17 protein-coding genes are annotated in these 18,154 nt (G+C 72.0%); 9 read left to right on the top strand and 8 right to left on the bottom strand.

All coding sequences use genetic code 11. The features are described from left to right. Positions 1-62: 62 nt before the first annotated feature. The 5 genes from secG to ABT129_RS05220 all read left to right on the top strand — a co-directional run bounded on the left by secG (position 63) and on the right by ABT129_RS05220 (position 4,676). The gene (secG, locus tag ABT129_RS05240; protein ID WP_351897058.1) at positions 63-293 is read left to right on the top strand and encodes a preprotein translocase subunit SecG; all 231 of its coding nucleotides are present in this window, start codon (positions 63-65) and stop codon (positions 291-293) included. A gap of 77 nt (positions 294-370) precedes the next feature. Then, a complete protein-coding gene (locus ABT129_RS05235) occupies positions 371-706 on the top strand; it encodes an RNA polymerase-binding protein RbpA (protein ID WP_071891222.1) in 336 nt (111 codons plus the stop codon). A 202-nt stretch (positions 707-908) separates the two neighbouring features. Next, the gene (pgi, locus tag ABT129_RS05230; protein ID WP_351897056.1) at positions 909-2,561 is read left to right on the top strand and encodes a glucose-6-phosphate isomerase; all 1,653 of its coding nucleotides are present in this window, start codon (positions 909-911) and stop codon (positions 2,559-2,561) included. A 4-nt stretch (positions 2,562-2,565) separates the two neighbouring features. Beyond that, on the top strand, positions 2,566-3,066 hold the full coding sequence (locus ABT129_RS05225) for a PH domain-containing protein (RefSeq protein WP_351896772.1): 501 nt from the start codon (positions 2,566-2,568) through the stop codon (positions 3,064-3,066). Next, positions 3,063-4,676, top strand: a complete 1,614-nt coding sequence (locus ABT129_RS05220) for a PH domain-containing protein (protein WP_351896769.1) — start codon at positions 3,063-3,065, stop codon at positions 4,674-4,676. The genes ABT129_RS05225 and ABT129_RS05220 overlap by 4 nt, the downstream gene beginning before the upstream one ends. Before the next feature lie 22 nt (positions 4,677-4,698). Here the strand turns inward: ABT129_RS05220 and pgl are convergent, their stop codons facing one another. Genes pgl through tkt form a run of 5 tightly spaced genes read right to left on the bottom strand, consistent with a single transcriptional unit; the run spans position 4,699 to position 11,304 of the window. Continuing rightward, positions 4,699-5,481, bottom strand: coding sequence for a 6-phosphogluconolactonase (gene pgl / locus ABT129_RS05215; protein ID WP_351896767.1), 783 nt, complete (start codon positions 5,479-5,481; stop codon positions 4,699-4,701). Next, complete coding sequence (gene opcA, locus ABT129_RS05210; protein WP_351896765.1) at positions 5,478-6,527, bottom strand: glucose-6-phosphate dehydrogenase assembly protein OpcA; 1,050 nt, start codon at positions 6,525-6,527, stop codon at positions 5,478-5,480. Before opcA ends, pgl begins: the two co-directional genes overlap by 4 nt. Beyond that, on the bottom strand, positions 6,524-8,056 hold the full coding sequence (gene zwf, locus ABT129_RS05205; protein ID WP_351896762.1) for a glucose-6-phosphate dehydrogenase: 1,533 nt from the start codon (positions 8,054-8,056) through the stop codon (positions 6,524-6,526). Before zwf ends, opcA begins: the two co-directional genes overlap by 4 nt. Positions 8,057-8,061: 5 nt before the next feature. After that, entirely contained in the window at positions 8,062-9,180 is a 1,119-nt protein-coding gene (tal, locus tag ABT129_RS05200) for a transaldolase (protein ID WP_351896760.1), read from the bottom strand. 36 nt (positions 9,181-9,216) lie between these two features. Continuing rightward, complete coding sequence (gene tkt / locus ABT129_RS05195; RefSeq protein WP_351896757.1) at positions 9,217-11,304, bottom strand: transketolase; 2,088 nt, start codon at positions 11,302-11,304, stop codon at positions 9,217-9,219. A 314-nt stretch (positions 11,305-11,618) separates the two neighbouring features. Here tkt and ABT129_RS05190 point away from each other — a divergent pair, with 314 nt between their 5' ends. From ABT129_RS05190 to ABT129_RS05175, 4 genes are all read left to right on the top strand, one after another. Continuing rightward, positions 11,619-12,566, top strand: a complete 948-nt coding sequence (locus tag ABT129_RS05190) for a heme o synthase (protein WP_351896755.1) — start codon at positions 11,619-11,621, stop codon at positions 12,564-12,566. Positions 12,567-12,697: 131 nt separating this feature from the next. Further along, positions 12,698-13,018, top strand: coding sequence for a hypothetical protein (locus ABT129_RS05185; RefSeq protein WP_351896753.1), 321 nt, complete (start codon positions 12,698-12,700; stop codon positions 13,016-13,018). 76 nt (positions 13,019-13,094) lie between these two features. Continuing rightward, a complete protein-coding gene (locus ABT129_RS05180) occupies positions 13,095-14,210 on the top strand; it encodes an amidohydrolase (RefSeq protein WP_351896750.1) in 1,116 nt (371 codons plus the stop codon). A 44-nt stretch (positions 14,211-14,254) separates the two neighbouring features. Continuing rightward, positions 14,255-15,172, top strand: coding sequence for an immunity 49 family protein (locus ABT129_RS05175; protein WP_351896748.1), 918 nt, complete (start codon positions 14,255-14,257; stop codon positions 15,170-15,172). Positions 15,173-15,263: 91 nt separating this feature from the next. On the opposite strand, the gene ABT129_RS05170 is transcribed toward ABT129_RS05175, so the two are convergent. The 3 genes from ABT129_RS05170 to ABT129_RS05160 form a co-directional block, all read right to left on the bottom strand. Then, positions 15,264-16,232 (bottom strand): COX15/CtaA family protein, encoded by a 969-nt coding sequence (locus tag ABT129_RS05170; RefSeq protein WP_351897054.1) that lies wholly within the window; start codon positions 16,230-16,232, stop codon positions 15,264-15,266. Positions 16,233-16,305: 73 nt separating this feature from the next. Then, positions 16,306-17,106 carry an ABC transporter permease gene (locus ABT129_RS05165; RefSeq protein ID WP_351896745.1) on the bottom strand — a complete coding sequence of 267 codons (801 nt, stop codon included), beginning with the start codon at positions 17,104-17,106 and terminating at the stop codon, positions 16,306-16,308. Next, positions 17,103-18,038 (bottom strand): ABC transporter ATP-binding protein, encoded by a 936-nt coding sequence (locus ABT129_RS05160; protein ID WP_351896743.1) that lies wholly within the window; start codon positions 18,036-18,038, stop codon positions 17,103-17,105. The genes ABT129_RS05165 and ABT129_RS05160 overlap by 4 nt, the downstream gene beginning before the upstream one ends. Positions 18,039-18,154 lie beyond the last annotated feature (116 nt).

Below are 18,154 nucleotides of genomic sequence, written 5' to 3'. Positions count from 1 at the left end.
GGGTCGGGCAGGTGCCCGGCCCCCGTCCGTATAAGTCCGAGGAAGTTGGTCCAGCCGTGGTTATGGGGTTCTCGATCGCCCTCATCGTCTTCAGCGGGCTGCTGATGCTGCTCGTGCTGATGCACAAGGGGAAGGGTGGCGGCCTCTCCGACATGTTCGGTGGCGGAATGCAGTCCTCCGTCGGTGGTTCCTCGGTCGCCGAGCGCAACCTCGACCGGATCACCATCGTGGTCGCTCTGCTCTGGTTCGCCTGCATTGTGGTACTTGGTCTGCTGATGAAGTTGGACGGGTAACTCCAATCACTGGACGCGCGTTGGGCCTTACGTAGACTGGGGCATCTTCGAGCACCATCACGCAGGGAGTTACGACCGTGGCAAGTGGCAACGCGATCCGGGGAAGCCGGGTCGGAGCGGGGCCGATGGGCGAGGCCGAGCGGGGCGAATCGGCGCCGCGCGCCCGCATCTCCTTCTGGTGCTCGAACGGGCACGAGACGCAGCCGAGCTTCGCCAGCGACGCGGCGATCCCGGAGACCTGGGACTGCCCCCGCTGCGGCTTCCCGGCCGGTCAGGACCGGGACAACCCGCCGGACCCGCCGCGCACGGAGCCGTACAAGACCCATCTCGCCTACGTGCGTGAGCGGCGCAGCGACGCGGACGGCGAGGCGATCCTCGCCGAGGCGCTCGCCAAGCTGCGGGGCGAGATCTGAAGCATGGTGTGACGGTGTGACGAACGGGCCTTGCCCGCGAACTCGATTCGCGGGCAAGGCCCGTTCGGCGTCTCACGGGCGGACCCGGAGGCGCCATGGCCGTGTTCGTCCTCGCTGTCGCGTCGCCCGCCCCTCTGATCAATTAGGTTGGAGAGGCAGCGGGGCAGACAAGCAGTACGAGAAGAAGTGGGCGATGTCCGAGATGAACAACGAAGGCCGCACCAGGCTCAACCGGCTGCCCGAGTGGGCGGCCCTCGGCAAGCACCGTGAGCAGCTGGGCGACACCCATCTGCGGGAACTGTTCGCCGCCGACCCCGAGCGTGGCACCGGCTACGCCCTGCGCGTCGGCGACCTCTACCTGGACTACTCCAAGCACCTCGTCACCGACGAGACGCTGACCCTGCTGCGCGAACTGGCCGCCGCCACCGGCGTCGCCGAGCTGCGCGACGCCATGTTCCGCGGCGAGAAGATCAACACCACCGAGGACCGGGCGGTCCTCCACACCGCGCTGCGCGCCCCCCGCGGGGCCGTGGTCGAGGTCGACGGGGAGAACGTCGTCCCCGGCGTGCACGCCGTCCTCGACAGGATGGCGTCCTTCGCCGACACGGTGCGCGCGGGCGGGTGGACCGGTCACACCGGCAGCCCGATCAGGAACATCGTCAACATCGGCATCGGCGGCTCCGACCTCGGCCCCGCCATGGCCTACGAGGTCCTGCGCGCCTACACCCAGCGCGACCTGACGTTCCGCTTCGTCTCCAACGTCGACGGCGCCGACCTCCACGAGGCCGTCCGCGACCTCGACCCCGCCGAGACGCTCTTCATCGTCGCCTCGAAGACCTTCACCACCATCGAGACGATCACCAACGCCACCTCCGCCCGCGACTGGCTCCTGGCCGGACTCGGAGCCGGCCAGGAGGCCGTGGCGAAGCACTTCGTCGCCCTCTCGACCAACGCCGAGAAGGTCGAGGAGTTCGGCATCGACACCACGAACATGTTCGAGTTCTGGGACTGGGTAGGCGGCCGCTACTCCTACGACTCCGCCATCGGGCTCTCCCTGATGATCGCCATCGGCCCGGAGCGCTTCCGCGAGATGCTCGACGGCTTCCACCTCGTCGACGAGCACTTCCGCACCGCCCCGCCCGAGGAGAACGCGCCGCTGCTGCTCGGCCTCCTCGGCGTCTGGTACGGAGCCTTCTTCGACGCGCAGTCGCACGCCGTCCTGCCGTACTCGCACTACCTGTCCAAGTTCACCGCCTACCTCCAGCAGCTCGACATGGAGTCCAACGGCAAGTCGGTGGACCGCGAGGGCAACAAGGTCGACTGGCAGACCGGACCCGTCGTCTGGGGCACCCCGGGCACCAACGGCCAGCACGCGTACTACCAGTTGATCCACCAGGGCACCAAGGTCATCCCGGCCGACTTCATCGGCTTCGCCCGGCCGGTCGCCGACCTGCTGCCCGGCCTCGTCGCCCAGCACGACCTGCTCATGGCCAACTTCCTCGCCCAGACCCAGGCGCTCGCCTTCGGCAAGACGCCCGAGGAGGTACGGGCCGAGGGCGTCCCCGAGGAGCTCGTCCCGCACAAGACCTTCCAGGGCAACCACCCCACCACCACGATCCTCGCGGAGGAGCTCACCCCGTCCGTCCTCGGCCAGCTGATCGCGCTGTACGAGCACAAGGTCTTCGTCCAGGGCGCCGTCTGGAACATCGACTCCTTCGACCAGTGGGGCGTCGAGCTCGGCAAGGTCCTCGCCAAGCGGATCGAGCCGGTCCTGACGGGTGGCGAGGGCGTCGAGCAGCTCGACAGCTCCACCGCCGGGCTCGTCTCCGCCTACCGCTCGCTGCGCGGACGGTAGGGACATGGGGGGGGAGAACACGGTGCGGCTGCGGCCGCCCAGGAACGCCGTGGACGAGCGGGCCGTCACCTGGTGGCGGACCCGGCTCCTGGTGACCACCGCCCTGCCGGTGGTGGTCCTCGGCGTCCTCGGCGCCTTCATCGGACCCGCCCGGTTCTGGCTGCTGACCGCGGCCGGGGCCGTGGCGGCCGTCGGCCTCGCCTGCACCGCGTTCTTCCCCGCCTGGTGGTTCCGCGTCCACCGCTGGGAGGTCACCGAGGACGCCGTCTACGTCCGCACGGGGGCCCTCTGGCAGGAGTGGCGGATCGCGCCGATGTCCCGGATCCAGACCGTGGACACCTCGCGCGGCCCGCTGGAGCAGCTCTTCCGGCTGGCCACCGTCACCGTGACCACCGCGTCCTCCAAGGGCGCCATCCGGATCGAGGGACTCGACCACGAGGTGGCCGCCGACCTCGCCGAACGGCTGACCGCCATCACCCAGGACACCCCCGGGGACGCCACATGAGCGTGGACCGCGCCGAGAGGGTGGACCAGGACACCGACTGGCTGCGGCTCGATCCCCGGACCGTCCTCGTCCGCGTGGTCCTCTTCTCCGGCGTCCTCGCCGGAGCCGCGCTGCCCACCGCGTTCGGCCTGGCCGGCTCACGGCCCCTGTGGCAGGCCTTCGCCTGGGTCGCCACGGGCGTCGCCCTCGCCCTCGCCGTCGACATCGTCGCCGAGACCCTCCGCTTCCGCCGCACCCGCTACCGCGTCGGCCGCGAGCGCGTCGAACTCCACACCGGACTCCTCGTCGTCCAGCGCCGCTCGCTCGCCCGCGAGCGCATCCGCAGCGCCGACCTCACCGCCAACCCCCTCCAGCGCGTCTTCGGCCTCGTCAAGGTCCGCATCGGCACCGGCGAACACACCTCGGGCGGCGAGTCCACCCTCGAACTCGACCTGGTCACCCGGGCCGAGGGCGAGCGGCTCCGGCACGAACTGCTCGCCCGCGCGGCCGTCACCGCTCCCGAGGAGCCGGACGACGACAACGCCCTGGCCGTCCTCGACCCGCGCTGGATCCGCTACGCCCCGGTCTCCTTCCTCGCCCCCGCCCTCGGCGGCGCGGCGGCCGGCGCCGTCATGCAGGTCAGCGAGTGGTTCGGCGCCCAGGATGAGGTCATCGGCTGGATAGGCGACCGCTTCCAGGACGTCTCCGTCACCTGGATGATCGTGGACCTGATCCTCCTCGCCACCGTCGCCGGGGCCGTCGGCGCCCTGGGCCTCTGGGTCGAGATGTGGTGGAACTACCGTCTGGAGCGCGAGCCGGGCGGCACCGTGCGGGTCTCCCGCGGCCTCCTCACCACCCGGTCGGTCTCCCTGGAGGAGCGCAGGCTGCGCGGGATCGAGCTGGTCGAGCCGCTCGGCGTCCGGCTCTGCGGGGCCGCCCGCGTCGACGCCGTCGCCACCGGTCTCACGGAGAGCGGCGACGACCGGCACACCGACCTCAAGACCCTGCTGCCGGCCGTGGAGCGGGCCGTCGCCGACCGGGTCGCCGCCCAGGTGCTGCGCGAGCCGGAGCCGCCGACCGGGGCGCCGCTTGCCACCCATCCGCGCGCCGCCCGCACCCGCAGGGTGGCCTGGGCGCTGTGGAGCGTCCTCGTGCCCGCGGCGCTCCTCGCCCTCCTCGGACTCCTCCTCACCCCGGTCCTGCTCTACGTGGCGGCCGGCTGCGCGGTCGTCCTCACCCCGATCGCCGTGGTGTTCGCCCTCGACGCGTACCGGAGCCTCGGACACGGTGTCAGCGGCGCCTACCTCGTCACCCGTTCGGGTACGTTCCGGCGTGCCACGGTCGCCCTCCAGCGCTCCGGCGTCATCGGCTGGACCGTCAAGCAGTCGTACTTCCAGCGGCGCGCGGGCGTCCTCACCCTGACCGCCACCACGGCGGCCGGAGCGGGGGCGTACGACATCCTCGACGCGGGCCAGAGCCAGGGCCTGACCTTCGCCGCCGGGGCCGTACCGGATCTTCTGGCGCCCTTCCTGGAACCCGTGCCGGGCTCCGTGCCGGACTCGGCGCAGGGCTCCCGGCCCGACGCGCCGGGCTCCGTACCGACGACGGAGGCCCGGTCCACCGAGGGGTGAACCGGGCCTCCGCGTCGTCGGATCAGGCCGACGCCGGCGGGTACAGACTCCGCGGCAGCTCCGAGGCCGCCGCCGCGTCGAGCAGCCACAGCGTCCGCGAGCGGCCGTAGGCACCCGCGGCGGGGGCCTGCACCTCGCCCGCGCCCGACAGCGCGATCGCGGCGGCCTTCGCCTTGTCCTCACCGGCCGCGAGCAGCCAGACCTCCTTCGCCGCCCGGATCGCCGGAAGGGTCAGCGAGACCCGGACCGGCGGCGGCTTGGGCGCGCCGTGCACGCCGACCACCGTCCGCTCGGTCTCGCGGACCGCGGGCAGCTCCGGGAAGAGCGAGGCCACATGGGTGTCGGGACCGACGCCCAGCATCAGGACGTCGAAGCTCGGCACCCCGCCGTGGTCGCCGGGGGCCGCGGCGGCCGCCAGCTCCTCCGCGTACGCGGCCGCGGCGGCGTCGACATCGCTGCCGTACGGCCCGTCCGAAGCGGGCATGGCGTGCACCCGCGCCGGGTCGAGCGGCACCCGGTCGAGCAGCGCCTCCCGGGCCTGGGTGACGTTCCGCTCGGGGTCGCCCTCGGGCAGGAAGCGCTCGTCGCCCCACCACAGGTCGAGCCGCGACCAGTCGACCGCGTCCCGCGCGGGCGCCGCGCCGAGCGCCGCCAGCAGGCCGTTGCCGTTGCGTCCGCCGGTGAGCACCACCGAGGCGGAGCCGCGGGCGGCCTGGGCGTCCACGATCTTCGTGATCAGCCGGGCCGCCGCGGCCTCGGCCATCAGCTCCTTGTCGCGGTGGACGACCAGCTGAGGGGCGCTCACTTGGCCGCCGCCTTCTTCGCCGGTGCCTTCTTGGCGGCGGGCTTCGCCGCCGGCTTCTCCGCGGGCTCGGCCGGGGCCGGGGCGGCCTCCGGCTCCGGCGCGGGGGCGCGGACGGCGGCCTCCTCGTCGAGTCGCTCAAGACCGAACTTGAGCGCCGTCGCGTAGGTGTCGTCCGGGTCGAGCCGGCGCAGCTCCTCGGCGATCAGCTCGGCCGTCTCGCGGCGCTTGAGCGCCACGCCGCGGTCCGGCTGCCCCTGGATGGAGAGGGTCGCGAGCGAGCCGTCCGGCCGGTCGAGGACGATCGGGCCGGAGCTGGTCTCCATCCGCACGGAGGTGAGACCGGGGCCGGCCGACTTCGAGCGCCGCACCGGCACCTTCAGCCGCTCCGCCAGCCACATCGCGAGCAGCTCGACGCTCGGGTTGAACTCCTCGCCCTCCACCTCGGCGGAGGTCACGTCGCACACGACCTGGTCGAGCGCGGCGGCGAGCATCGAACGCCACGGGGTGATCCGGGTCCACGAGAGGTCGGTGTCGCCCGGGGTGTACGCGTCCGCGCGCGAGGTCAGCTCCTGGATGGGCTGCTCGGCGGCGTACGTGTCGGTCACCCGGCGCTGGGCGAGCGCGCCCAGCGGGTCGTTCGCCGGGTCGGTCGGCGCGTTCACCGGCCACCAGACGACGACGGGGGCGTCCGGCAGGAGCAGCGGCAGGACCACCGACTGGGCGTGGTCGACGACCTCGCCGTACAGCCGGAGGACCACCGTCTCGCCGGTGCTGGCGTCGGCGCCGAGGCGGACCTCGGCGTCGAGCCGCGCCACGGCGCGGTCGCGCGGGGAGCGCGAGACCCGCTTGATGACGACGAGGGTCCGCGAGGGGTGCTCGCGGGACGCCTCGTTCGCGGCCTTCAGGGCGTCGTAGGCGTTCTCCTCGTCGGTGACGATGACGAGGGTGAGCACCATGCCGACGGCCGGGGTGCCGATCGCCCGCCGCCCGAGCACCAGCGCCTTGTTGATCTTGGAGGACGTGGTGTCCGTCAGGTCGGTCTTCATGGCCGGCGCCAGCTCCGTCCGTCTCGTGCGAGCATCTCGTCCGCCTCGACCGGACCCCAGGTCCCGGACTGGTACTGCGCGGGCTTGCCGTGCGTGTCCCAGAACTGCTCGATCGGGTCGAGGATCTTCCAGGACAGCTCGACCTCCTCGACGCGCGGGAAGAGGTTCGAGTCGCCGAGCAGCACGTCGAGGATGAGCCGCTCGTACGCCTCGGGGCTGGACTCCGTGAAGGACTCGCCGTACGCGAAGTCCATCGACACGTCCCGGATCTCCATCTGGGTGCCGGGCACCTTGGAGCCGAACCGCACCGTCACGCCCTCGTCCGGCTGGACCCGGATGACGATGGCGTTGCGGCCGAGTTCCTCGGTCGCGGTGTGGTCGAAGGGGGAGTGCGGGGCGCGCTGGAAGACGACCGCGATCTCGGTGACGCGGCGGCCGAGCCGCTTGCCGGTGCGCAGGTAGAAGGGGACGCCCGCCCAGCGGCGGTTGTCGATCTCCAGCTTGACGGCCGCGTAGGTGTCGGTCTTCGACTTGGGGTCGATGCCGTCTTCCTGGAGGTAGCCGACGGCCTTCGCGCCGCCCTGCCACCCGGCCGCGTACTGGCCGCGGACCGTGGAGGCGCCGAGGTCCTTGGGCAGCTTCACCGCGCCGAGGACCTTGGTCTTCTCGGCGGCCAGCGCGTCGGCGTCGAAGGAGGCGGGCTCCTCCATCGCGGTCAGCGCGAGCAGCTGGAGCAGGTGGTTCTGGATGACGTCACGGGCGGCGCCGATGCCGTCGTAGTACCCGGCGCGGCCGCCGATGCCGATGTCCTCGGCCATGGTGATCTGCACGTGGTCGACGTAGGACCGGTTCCAGATCGGCTCGAAGAGCGTGTTGGCGAAGCGGAGCGCCAGGATGTTCTGGACGGTCTCCTTGCCGAGGTAGTGGTCGATCCGGAAGACCTCGTTGGGCGGGAAGACCTCGTGGACGACCTCGTTGAGCTCCTCGGCGGAGATCAGGTCGTGGCCGAAGGGCTTCTCGATGACCGCGCGGCGCCAGGAGCCGTCCTTCTGGTCCGCCAGGCCGTGCTTCTTCAGCTGCTGGACGACCTTGGGGAAGAACTTCGGCGGGACCGACAGGTAGAAGGCGAAGTTGCCGCCGGTGCCCTGCGCCTTGTCCAGCTCCTCGACGGTGGTCTTCAGCTGCTCGAAGGCCTCGTCGTCGTCGAAGTCGCCCTGGACGAATCGCATGCCCTGGATCAGCTGCTGCCACACCTCCTCGCGGAACGGGGTGCGCGCGTGCTGCTTGACGGCCTCGTAGACCTCCTGCGCGAAGTCCTCGTCCTGCCATTCCCGGCGGGCGAAGCCGACGAGCGAGAAGCCCGGCGGCAGCAGGCCGCGGTTGGCCAGGTCGTAGACGGCAGGCATCAGCTTTTTCCGGGACAAATCGCCCGTGACGCCGAAGATCACCAGGCCCGACGGCCCCGCGATGCGCGGGAGCCGTCGGTCTGCGGCGTCACGGAGCGGGTTGGCTCCGTGGACTGCGCTCAAAGTGCTTACGCCTCCGAAGGTGCGAGGCGCGCGAGCTCCGCCTCGGTGGACTTGAGAAGGTCGTTCCAGGACGCCTCGAACTTCTCGACGCCCTCGTCCTCGAGGAGCTGCACGACCTCGTCGTAGCTGATGCCCAGCTTCTCGATGGCCGCGAGCTCGGCGCGCGAACGGTCGTACGTGCCGCGCACCGTGTCACCGGTGACCTCGCCGTGGTCGGCGGTGGCCTCCAGGGTGGCTTCCGGCATGGTGTTGACCGTGCCGGGGGCGACCAGGTCCACGACGTACAGGGTGTCCTTGTACGCCGGGTCCTTGACGCCGGTCGAGGCCCACAGCGGACGCTGCTTGTTGGCCTGCGCCTTGTCGAGGGCGGCCCAGCGCTCCGAGGAGAAGACCTCCTCGAACGCCTCGTAGGCCAGACGGGCGTTGGCCAGGGCGGCCTTGCCCTTGAGGGCCTTGGCCTCGTCGGTGCCGATGCCGTCCAGGCGCTTGTCGATCTCCGAGTCCACCCGGGACACGAAGAAGGACGCCACCGAGTGGATCCTGGAGATGTCGAGGCCGCGCTCGCGGGCCTTCTCCAGACCCGCCAGGTAGGCGTCCATGACCGCGCGGTAGCGCTCCAGCGAGAAGATCAGCGTGACGTTGACGCTGATGCCGAGGCCGATGACCTCGGTGATCGCCGGCAGACCCGCCTTGGTGGCCGGAATCTTGATCAGGGTGTTGGGGCGGTCCACCAGCCAGGCCAGCTGCTTGGCCTCGGCGATGGTGGCGGTCGTCTCGTGGGCGAGACGGGGGTCGACCTCGATGGAGACCCGGCCGTCCTGGCCCTCGGTCGCCTCGAAGACCGGCCGCAGGATGTCGGCGGCGTCGCGGACGTCCGCCGTCGTGATCATGCGGATCGCCTCGTCGACGGTCACCTTGCGGGCGGCGAGCTCGGCGAGCTGCTGCTCGTAACCGTCACCCGAGGAGATCGCCTTCTGGAAGATCGACGGGTTGGTCGTCACGCCGACCACGTGGCTCTGGTCGAGGAGCTCGGCCAGGTTGCCGGACGTGATCCGCTTGCGCGACAGGTCGTCCAGCCAGATCGCGACGCCTTCGTCGGAGAGGCGCTTGAGAGCGTCTGTCATGAGAATTGCATCTCCAATAAGTCGTACGTATGCGGGTCAGCGCGCGGCGGCGTCGATCGATTCCCGGGCGGCGGCGACGATCGCCTCCGGCGTGAAACCGAACTCACGGAACAGGACCTTCGCGTCCGCCGAGGCACCGAAGTGCTCCAGCGAGACGATCCGGCCGGCGTCCCCGACGTACCGGTGCCAGGTGAGACCGATACCGGCCTCGACCGCGACCCGGGCCTTGACCGACGGCGGCAGGACGGAGTCCTTGTACTCCTGGCCCTGCTCCTCGAACCACTCCACCGACGGCATCGAGACCACCCGGGTCGGGACGCCGGCCGCCTGGAGCTGCTCGCGGGCCTCGACGGCCAGGTGCACCTCGGAGCCCGTGCCGATCAGGACGACCTCGGGCGCGCCGCCCTCGGCCTCGAAGAGCACGTAGCCGCCCTTGACGGTGTCCTCGTTCGGCGCGTAGGTCGGCACACCCTGGCGGGTGAGCGCGAGGCCGTGCGGGGCGCCCTTGCCGAAGACCTTCGTGTGGCGCTGCGTGATCTCGCGCCAGGCGATGGCCGTCTCGTTGGCGTCGGCCGGACGGACCACGTTCAGACCCGGGATCGCGCGCAGCGAGGCCAGGTGCTCCACCGGCTGGTGCGTCGGGCCGTCCTCGCCCAGACCGATCGAGTCGTGGGTCCAGACGTACGTGACGGGGAGGTGCATCAGCGCGGACAGCCGCACCGCGTTGCGCATGTAGTCGGAGAACACCAGGAAGGTGCCGCCGTAGATGCGCGTGTTGCCGTGCAGCGCGATGCCGTTCATCTCCGCGGCCATCGAGTGCTCGCGGATGCCGAAGTGGATCGTGCGGCCGTACTGGTCGGCCTCCGGCAGCGGGTTGCCCTCGGGCAGGAACGACGAGTCCTTGTCGATCGTCGTGTTGTTGGAGCCGGCGAGGTCGGCCGAGCCGCCCCACAGCTCCGGGATGACCGCGCCGAGCGCCTTGAGGACCTGACCCGAGGCGGCGCGGGTGGCGACACCCTTGCCCGGCTCGAAGACCGGGAGCTTCTCGGCCCAGCCGGCCGGCAGCTCGTTCGCCTGCACGCGGTCGAACTCGGCGGCACGCTCCGGGTTGGCCGTACGCCACTCGGCGAGCGACTTCTCCCACGCGGCGCGGGCCTCACGGCCGCGGTCGCCGAGCGCACGGGTGTGCGCGATGACCTCGTCGGAGACCTCGAAGGTCTGCTCCGGGTCGAAGCCGAGGACGCGCTTGGTGGCCGCGATCTCCTCGTCGCCGAGCGCCGAGCCGTGCGCGGCCTCGGTGTTCTGCGCGTTCGGGGCGGGCCAGGCGATGATCGAGCGCATCGCGATGAACGACGGACGCCCGGTCTCGGCCTCGGCGGCCCTGATCGCCGCGTACAGCCCGGCCGGGTCCAGGTCGCCGTTGGCCTGCGGCTCGACGCGCTGGACGTGCCAGCCGTACGCCTCGTACCGCTTCATCGTGTCCTCGGACACGGCGGTCTCGGTGTCGCCCTCGATCGAGATGTGGTTGTCGTCCCACAGCAGGATCAGGTTGCCGAGCTTCTGGTGGCCGGCGAGCGAGGACGCCTCCGCGGAGATGCCCTCCTGAAGGCAGCCGTCGCCGGCGATCGCGTAGACGCGGTGGTCGAACGGGGAGGCGCCGGTGGCGGCCTCCGGGTCGAACAGACCGCGCTCGAAGCGGGCGGCCATCGCCATGCCCACGGCGTTGGCGACACCCTGGCCCAGCGGGCCCGTGGTGGTCTCGACGGCGGCGGTGTGGCCGTACTCCGGGTGGCCGGGGGTCTTCGAGCCCCAGGTACGGAAGGCCTTCAGATCGTCCAGCTCAAGACCGAAGCCACCCAGGTACAGCTGGGTGTAGAGGGTCAGGGACGAGTGTCCCGCGGAGAGGACGAACCGGTCGCGCCCGACCCACTCGGGGTCGGCCGGGTCGTGCCGCATCACCTTCTGGAAGAGGGTGTACGCGGCGGGCGCCAGGCTCATCGCCGTACCGGGATGGCCGTTGCCGACCTTCTGTACGGCGTCCGCCGCCAGGATGCGGGCGGTGTCCACCGCGCGCTGGTCCAACTCGGTCCACTCGAGGTCTGTGGTGGTCGGCTTAGTGCTCACCCTGGGTCAGGGCTCCTCTCCACATGTCTGAAGCCGGTGACTGAGGGTGTACCGGCGTTGTCGAGCCTACCCCCGCCGGAACGCCCCTCTTTTCGTGTGCATGCCCCTCAAATGAGCGGACACAGCAAGACTGCCGCCGCCCGTGTGACTTCGCCTCCCGAACCGTGTCCACGCCTTGGGACACACCCCCTCAACACGACCCCACCCCCGCGAAGATCGGTGTCTGGGCAACGTCTACAGTGGCGTGGTACGCGCAAGCTTCACCCCGCCTTCATCCGGGGAGCTTGCTGGGAATTTCTCTGTCAGGGGTGTGCGTGACGGCCGTCGAGTCCCGACCCGCAGGGGTCGTCTTGACTCCCAGCCCGGGGGGCCATCGGCCGTTCGGGGCCCGCGTCAAGGCATTCGTGGCGCTGACCAAGCCGCGGATCATCGAGCTGCTGCTCATCACCACCGTCCCGGTGATGTTCCTCGCCGAGCAGGGCGTGCCCGACCTGTGGCTGGTGCTCGCCACCTGCTTCGGCGGCTACCTGTCGGCGGGCGGCGCCAACGCGCTCAACATGTACATCGACCGCGACATCGACGCGATGATGGACCGCACCTCCCAGCGACCGCTGGTCACGGGCGTCCTGACCCCGCGCGAGGGCCTGGTCTTCGGCCTCACCCTCGCCGTGGTCTCCACGCTCTGGTTCGGCCTGCTCGTCAACTGGCTCTCCGCCGCCCTCTCGCTCGGCGCGCTCCTCTTCTACGTCGTGGTCTACACGATGATCCTGAAGCGCCGCACCGCGCAGAACATCGTCTGGGGCGGCATCGCCGGCTGCCTGCCGGTCCTCATCGGCTGGTCGGCCGTGACCAACTCGATGTCCTGGGCCGCGGTCATCCTCTTCCTCGTCATCTTCTTCTGGACGCCGCCGCACTACTGGCCGCTGTCGATGAAGGTCAAGGACGACTACGCCCGCGCGGGCGTGCCGATGCTCCCGGTGATCGCCTCCAACCGGGTCGTCGCCAAGCAGATCGTCGCGTACAGCTGGGTGATGGTCGCCGTCTCGCTGCTGCTCACCCCGCTGGGCTACACGGGTTGGTTCTACCTGACCGTGGCCCTGCTGACCGGTGGCTGGTGGCTCTGGGAGGCGCACGCGCTGCTCCACCGCGCGAAGAACGGCGCGACCGGCGCGAAGCTCAAGGAGATGCGCCTCTTCCACTGGTCCATCACCTACGTCTCGCTGCTCTTCGTGGCGGTCGCGGTGGACCCCTTCCTCCGCTAGGGCCCGGTCCGCGGCGCAGCCGCGGGCGCGCTCCGCTCAGATGATCCGCTCGGCCGACGGCCGGGTCACGTGGGATAGGCCACGTGACCCGGCCGTCGCCAGTCGATCTACCCCTCGGTAGCATCGGTTTCATGGCAGAAACGAAGCACGAAGAGCGCAAGGCGGCCAAGCTCGCCAGGGAGATCCAGTCCTTCTCCAAGGAGCACGGCGGCTCCGAGGGACACCTCGCGCACATCGGCCAGGCGGGCACCCGGATCGTGCTCGTCGGGACCGACGGCGGCTGGGGCGACCTCGTCGCGCCGACGTACGCGATCGCCGAGAAGGCCGCCGAGAAGGCCGGTCTCACCCTCCACGAGGAGTTCGACGGCGAGTTCGCCGCCAAGGTCGCCACCGGCCCGTACGAGTGGAGCCGGATGGCCGGTATCCAGATCGGCGGACCCTCCGGCAGCTGAGGCAACAACCTCGCGCGGGGCTCACCCGTTAGGACGTGTGGAGACGAGAACACGTCCACACAGGGAGCCCCCCGAGATGATCGACACGCCGAGCCTGGTGGACCAGTACTGCCACGGGGTGCTCCGTAGGGAGCTCGGCCTCGGCACCTTCGAGGCCCACCTCGGCGCCCAGCTCGGCGCCGGTGGCGCGCTGCCCGCCGCGGGCACCACCTTCTTCGACACCCAGACCGGCTTCGCCGTGCGCCGGTGGTGCCCGCCGCTCCTCGGGCTCGAACCGCACTGCACGCCCGCCCGCTACCTCGCGCGCCGCCGCGAACTCGGTGTCGCCGAAGCGGCCCGGCGCCTGCTCCGCGCCTCCGGGATCGCCACCTACCTGGTCGACACCGGCCGCCCCGACGATCTGACCGGGCCCGCCGAACTCGCCACCGTCGGCGCCGCCGAGGCACACGAGATCGTCCGCCTGGAACCCCTCGCCGAACAGATCGCCGACACCTCGGGAACCGTCGAGGCCTTCCTCGCCAACCTCGCCGAGGCCGTCCACGGGGCCGCCGCCCACGCCGTGGCCTTCGCCTCCGCGGAGGGCGCCCGCCACGGGCTCGCGTACGCCCCCGACCCGCCGGAGCCCGGGGAGGTGCGCCGGGCGGCGGGCCGCTGGCTCGCCGGACGTCCGGCGGGCGAGAGGCTCGGCGACCCCGTCCTGCTGCGGCATCTCCTCTGGACCGCGGTCACCGCGGGACGCCCCCTCCAGCTGCACACCGGGGACCGCGACCCGGCCTCGATCGCCGGCTTCGCCGCCGCCACCACCGGACTCGGCGCCGACCTGGTGCTGCTGCACTCCTACCCGCACCACCGCGCCGCCGCGCACCTGACCGGCGCGCACGCGCACGTGTACGCGGACCTCGGCCCCGTCCTCGTCCACACCGGGGCACGGGCCGCGGCCGTCCTCGCCGAGGTCCTGGAACGGGCGCCCTTCGGCAAGCTGCTGTTCTCCAGCGGCGCCCACGGGCTGCCCGAGCTCCACGTGGTCGCCGCGAGCGTCTTCCGCACCGCCCTCACGCGGGTGCTCGGCGAGTGGGTCATGGACGGCGCCTGGTCCCGCAAGGACGCCCAGCGCGTCGCCACGATGATCGCGGCGGACACCGCGCGCCGGGTCTACCGGCTGGACCGGCCCGGTGTCGGTCCCCGTTGGTAACGTGCGGGAGCAAGATCGAACGGATCACGGGGGAGGCGACAGCCGTGCGGGAGACGACATGCCACGAGGTCGGCGGGGCGAGGATCGAGCGGGCGCTCGACGACATCCGGGGGCGGGTCTTCGACCGCTGGCACGACCTCCGGTACGGCGGGCTGTCGCTGTCGGGCCTGGTGCGGGCGCGCGACGAACTCCTCGACCACGTCGGGGCCCGCACCCTGGAGGACCCCGCGCTCGCCGCGGGCTCCTCGGGGCCGGCGCTGCTGACCGCCGCCGAGTGCGCCCTCGGAGTGCTGGGGATCGGCTGCTTCCCCGGCGGTGACTGGGACGTCCCGCTGCCCCTCGTCGACGAGACGCTGTCCAGCGCCGACCAGCTCTTCGACGAGGACGTGGACCGGGACCACCAGGTGCCCACCGCCCGCACCTGGACCGAGGCCTTCGGGCTCTGCCTCATCAGCGGGCTGGCCTGGGAACGGCGGCGGGTGATCGGGCCGCTGCTCCGGGAGGACTACGCGCCCGCGATCCGCGAGGGCGTGCCGTACTCGCGGTTCGACTCGGTCTCGGAGCCGGCGGACCTCGCCGAGATGGACGCGCTGTGCGCGTACCTGACCGTCCGGAGCGGACCGTACCCCGGCGCCGTGTCCGGGCCCGTCCCGGTGGGCCTGCCCGGGGCGGAGGAGCGGGCGGCGGCGGCGCGGGCCCTCGACGCGGCCGGCGCGCTCGGGCCGGACCAGCGGCTGCTGCGGGTGCTGCTCGACGACGACCGGGAGGCCTTCGAGCGGGCGCTCGTGGAGCGCCTCGAAGAGCACCGCGCGGGCCTCGGGACCGATCCCGAGCCCAGGACCCTGCTGCCGGTCGGGACCGTCGCCCTGGCCGCGCTCGCGCACCTGGCGCACGGCTGGGAGCCGGGCGTCCGCTCCGGCTACCTCCCCGACGCGCTGCTGCGGGCGCCGGTGGCCGCGTAGCGCCCCGCCCGCACGGAGCCCGTACGGCCGATCGCCCCGGCCGCCCTCGTCGGGGCGGCCGGGGCGATCGGGGCGGAACGGTGCCGGGCGGTCAGGCGGTCGCGAGCTGGGGGTCGGCCTGGGCCGGGATGTCCGCCGTGGGGGCCGGGCGCTCGCGCATGCTCAGGGCGAGCCGCAGGACGGCGATCCACATCAGTGAGGAGCCGAGCATGTGGACGGCGACGAGGACCTCGGGGACGCCGGTGAAGTACTGGACGTAGCCGATGGCGCCCTGCGCGAGCAGCACGACCAGCAGCTCCCGGGCGCGCGCCCGGGTGTCGAGCGGGGCGTCCACCACGCGCAGCACCAGCCACATCGCCACGGCGAGGGCGCAGACGACCCAGGCGGAGATGGCGTGGATGTGGGCGGCGTCCGTCCAGTCCCACGGCATGCGCGGCACGTCGCTGCTGTCACCGGCGTGCTTGCCGGCGCCGGTCACCGTCGTGCCGGCCGCGATCAGCAGACCCGAGGCGACGGTGATCGCCCAGGACAGCTTGCGGACCGGGCGCGGCACGCGGGGGCGGGGGGCGGTGTCGCCCTCGCCGGTCCGGTGCCAGGTGATGACGGCGACCGTGAGCAGGGCGTTCGCGGCGAGGAAGTGGCCGGCCACCGTCCACGGGTTGAGGCCCATCCACACCGTGATGCCGCCGAGGACGGCGTTGCTCATCACGATCCAGAACTGGGCCCAGGCCAGCCGGGTGAGGCCGCGCCGCCAGGGCTTGGTGGACCGGGCGGCGATGATCGCCCAGCCGACGGCCGCCGACAGGACGTACGTCAGCATCCGGTTGCCGAACTCGATCACGCCCCGGTAGCCCTGCTCGGGCGTCACGATCAGGCTGTCGTCGGTGCACTTGGGCCAGGTGTCGCAGCCGAGACCGGAACCGGTCAGCCGGACCGCGCCGCCCGTGACGATGATGAGGACGCTCATCACGACGGCGGAGAGCGCGGCGCGCCGGAGCGTCCTGGGGGACGGGGTCCAGCGCCTGGCGATGGAGGCGAGGGGGGTCAGCACGCGCCCTATCGTAGGCCGGGGCTTGTGCACGCTTTCACGAGGGGTGCCTTGTCGGGAAACGTCACCCTCTGGGACCCCTCGGCTACTCCCAGCGGAAGAACTTCGCCGCCGCGCCCAGACCGAGCACCGCCCAGACCGCCAGGGTCAGCGCGTCGCCCCAGGGGAGGGACGCACCGTCCTGGAGGATCGCGCGCAGGCCGTCCGAGAGGGCGGAGATCGGGAGCAGCTCCAGGACCGAGCGGGCCGCGTCCGGGAACCTCTCCAGCGGGACGATGACCCCGCCGCCCACCAGGAGCAGCAGGAAGACGAGGTTCGCGGCGGCCAGGGTGGCCTCCGCCTTCAGGGTGCCCGCCATCAGCAGGCCGAGGCCGGAGAAGGCGGCCGTGCCGAGGGCCAGGAGCAGCAGCACGGAGAGCACGCCCGTGAAGGTCGAAGCCCCCTGCGGGGACCAGCCGAGACCCAGCGCGATCGCCGTCAGGAGGGTGATCTGGAGGACCTCGGTGACCATGACGGCGAGCGTCTTGGACGTCATCAGGGCCCAGCGGGGGAGCGGTGAGGCGCCGAGGCGCTTGAGCACCCCGTACCGCCGCTCGAAACCGGTCGCGATGGCCTGGCCGGTGAAGGCGGTCGACAGGACGGCGAGCGCCAGGACGCCCGGGGCGAGGAAGTCGACGGCCCGGTCGGCGCCGCCCGTCTTCGAAGCGGGCACGGTGACGATGTCGACGGTGGAGAAGAGCACCAGGAGCAGGGACGGGATGATCACCGTGAGCAGGAGCTGCTCGCCGTTGCGCAGCAGCATCCGGGTCTCCAGCGCCGTCTGCGCCGCGATCATCCGGCCGACGGGGGCGGCACCAGGCCTCGGGGTGTACGTACCAGTGCTCACGACCGCAGATCCTTGCCCGTCAGTTCGAGGAAGACGTCCTCGAGGGTGTGGCGCTCGACGGAGATGCCGTCGGGCATGACGCCGTGCTGGGCGCACCAGCTGGCCACCGTGGCGAGCAGCTGCGGGTCGACGGCGCCGGTGATCCGGTACGTGCCCGGGAGCGGCTCCGCCGCGGCCGTGCCGTCGGGCAGCGCCTTGAGCAGGGAGCCCAGGTCGAGTCCGGCGCGCCCGGTGAAGCGCAGGGTGTTCTCGGCGCCGCCCCGGCACAGCTCCTCGGGGCTTCCCTGGGCGGCGATCCGGCCGGCGTCGACGATGGCGACGTCGTCGGCGAGCTCCTCGGCCTCCTGCATGAAGTGGGTGGTGAGGACGGTGGTCACCCCGTCGGCGCGCAGCTCGCGCACGAGGTCCCAGGTGGCGCGGCGGGCCTGCGGGTCGAGTCCGGCGGTCGGCTCGTCGAGGAAGACGAGCTCCGGCCGGCCGACGACGGCCATGGCGAGCGCGAGGCGCTGCTGCTGGCCGCCGGAGAGGCGCCGGTAGGTGGTGCGGCCGCAGGAGCCGAGGCCGAGCCGCTCGATCAGGGCGCCCACGTCCAGCGGGTGGGCGTGCAGCTTCGCCATGTGGCGGAGCATCTCGTCGGCGCGGGCGCCGGAGTAGACGCCGCCGGACTGGAGCATCACGCCGATCCGGGGGCGCAGCGCGGCCGCGTCGGCGACCGGGTCGAGGCCGAGGACGCGGACGGTGCCGCCGTCGGGCCTGCGGTAGCCCTCGCAGGTCTCGATGGTGGTCGTCTTGCCGGCCCCGTTGGGGCCGAGGACGGCGGTGACGGTGCCCGCCCGTACGTCGAGGTCGAGGCCGTCGACGGCGGTCTTGGTGCCGTACCGCTTGACCAGGCCGCGGACCTGGACGACGGACTCGACGGACGTGTTTCGCATGCCGGGAAGTCTAGAGAGGGGGTGAAGGTCCTCCGGCGGGGGGCCGGTTTCTTTTCTCTCCCCGGATCCTCGGCGGAAGGGCCGGTTTCGGTGATCCGGGACGCGGCCCGGGCGTC

Origin of the sequence: Streptomyces sp. NPDC002057, from assembly GCF_040296665.1 — a bacterium.
Classification (GTDB): Bacteria; Actinomycetota; Actinomycetes; order Streptomycetales; family Streptomycetaceae; genus Streptomyces.
Note: the sequence above shows the minus strand (reverse complement) of the source record. Positions and strands in the feature narration are given on the sequence as shown.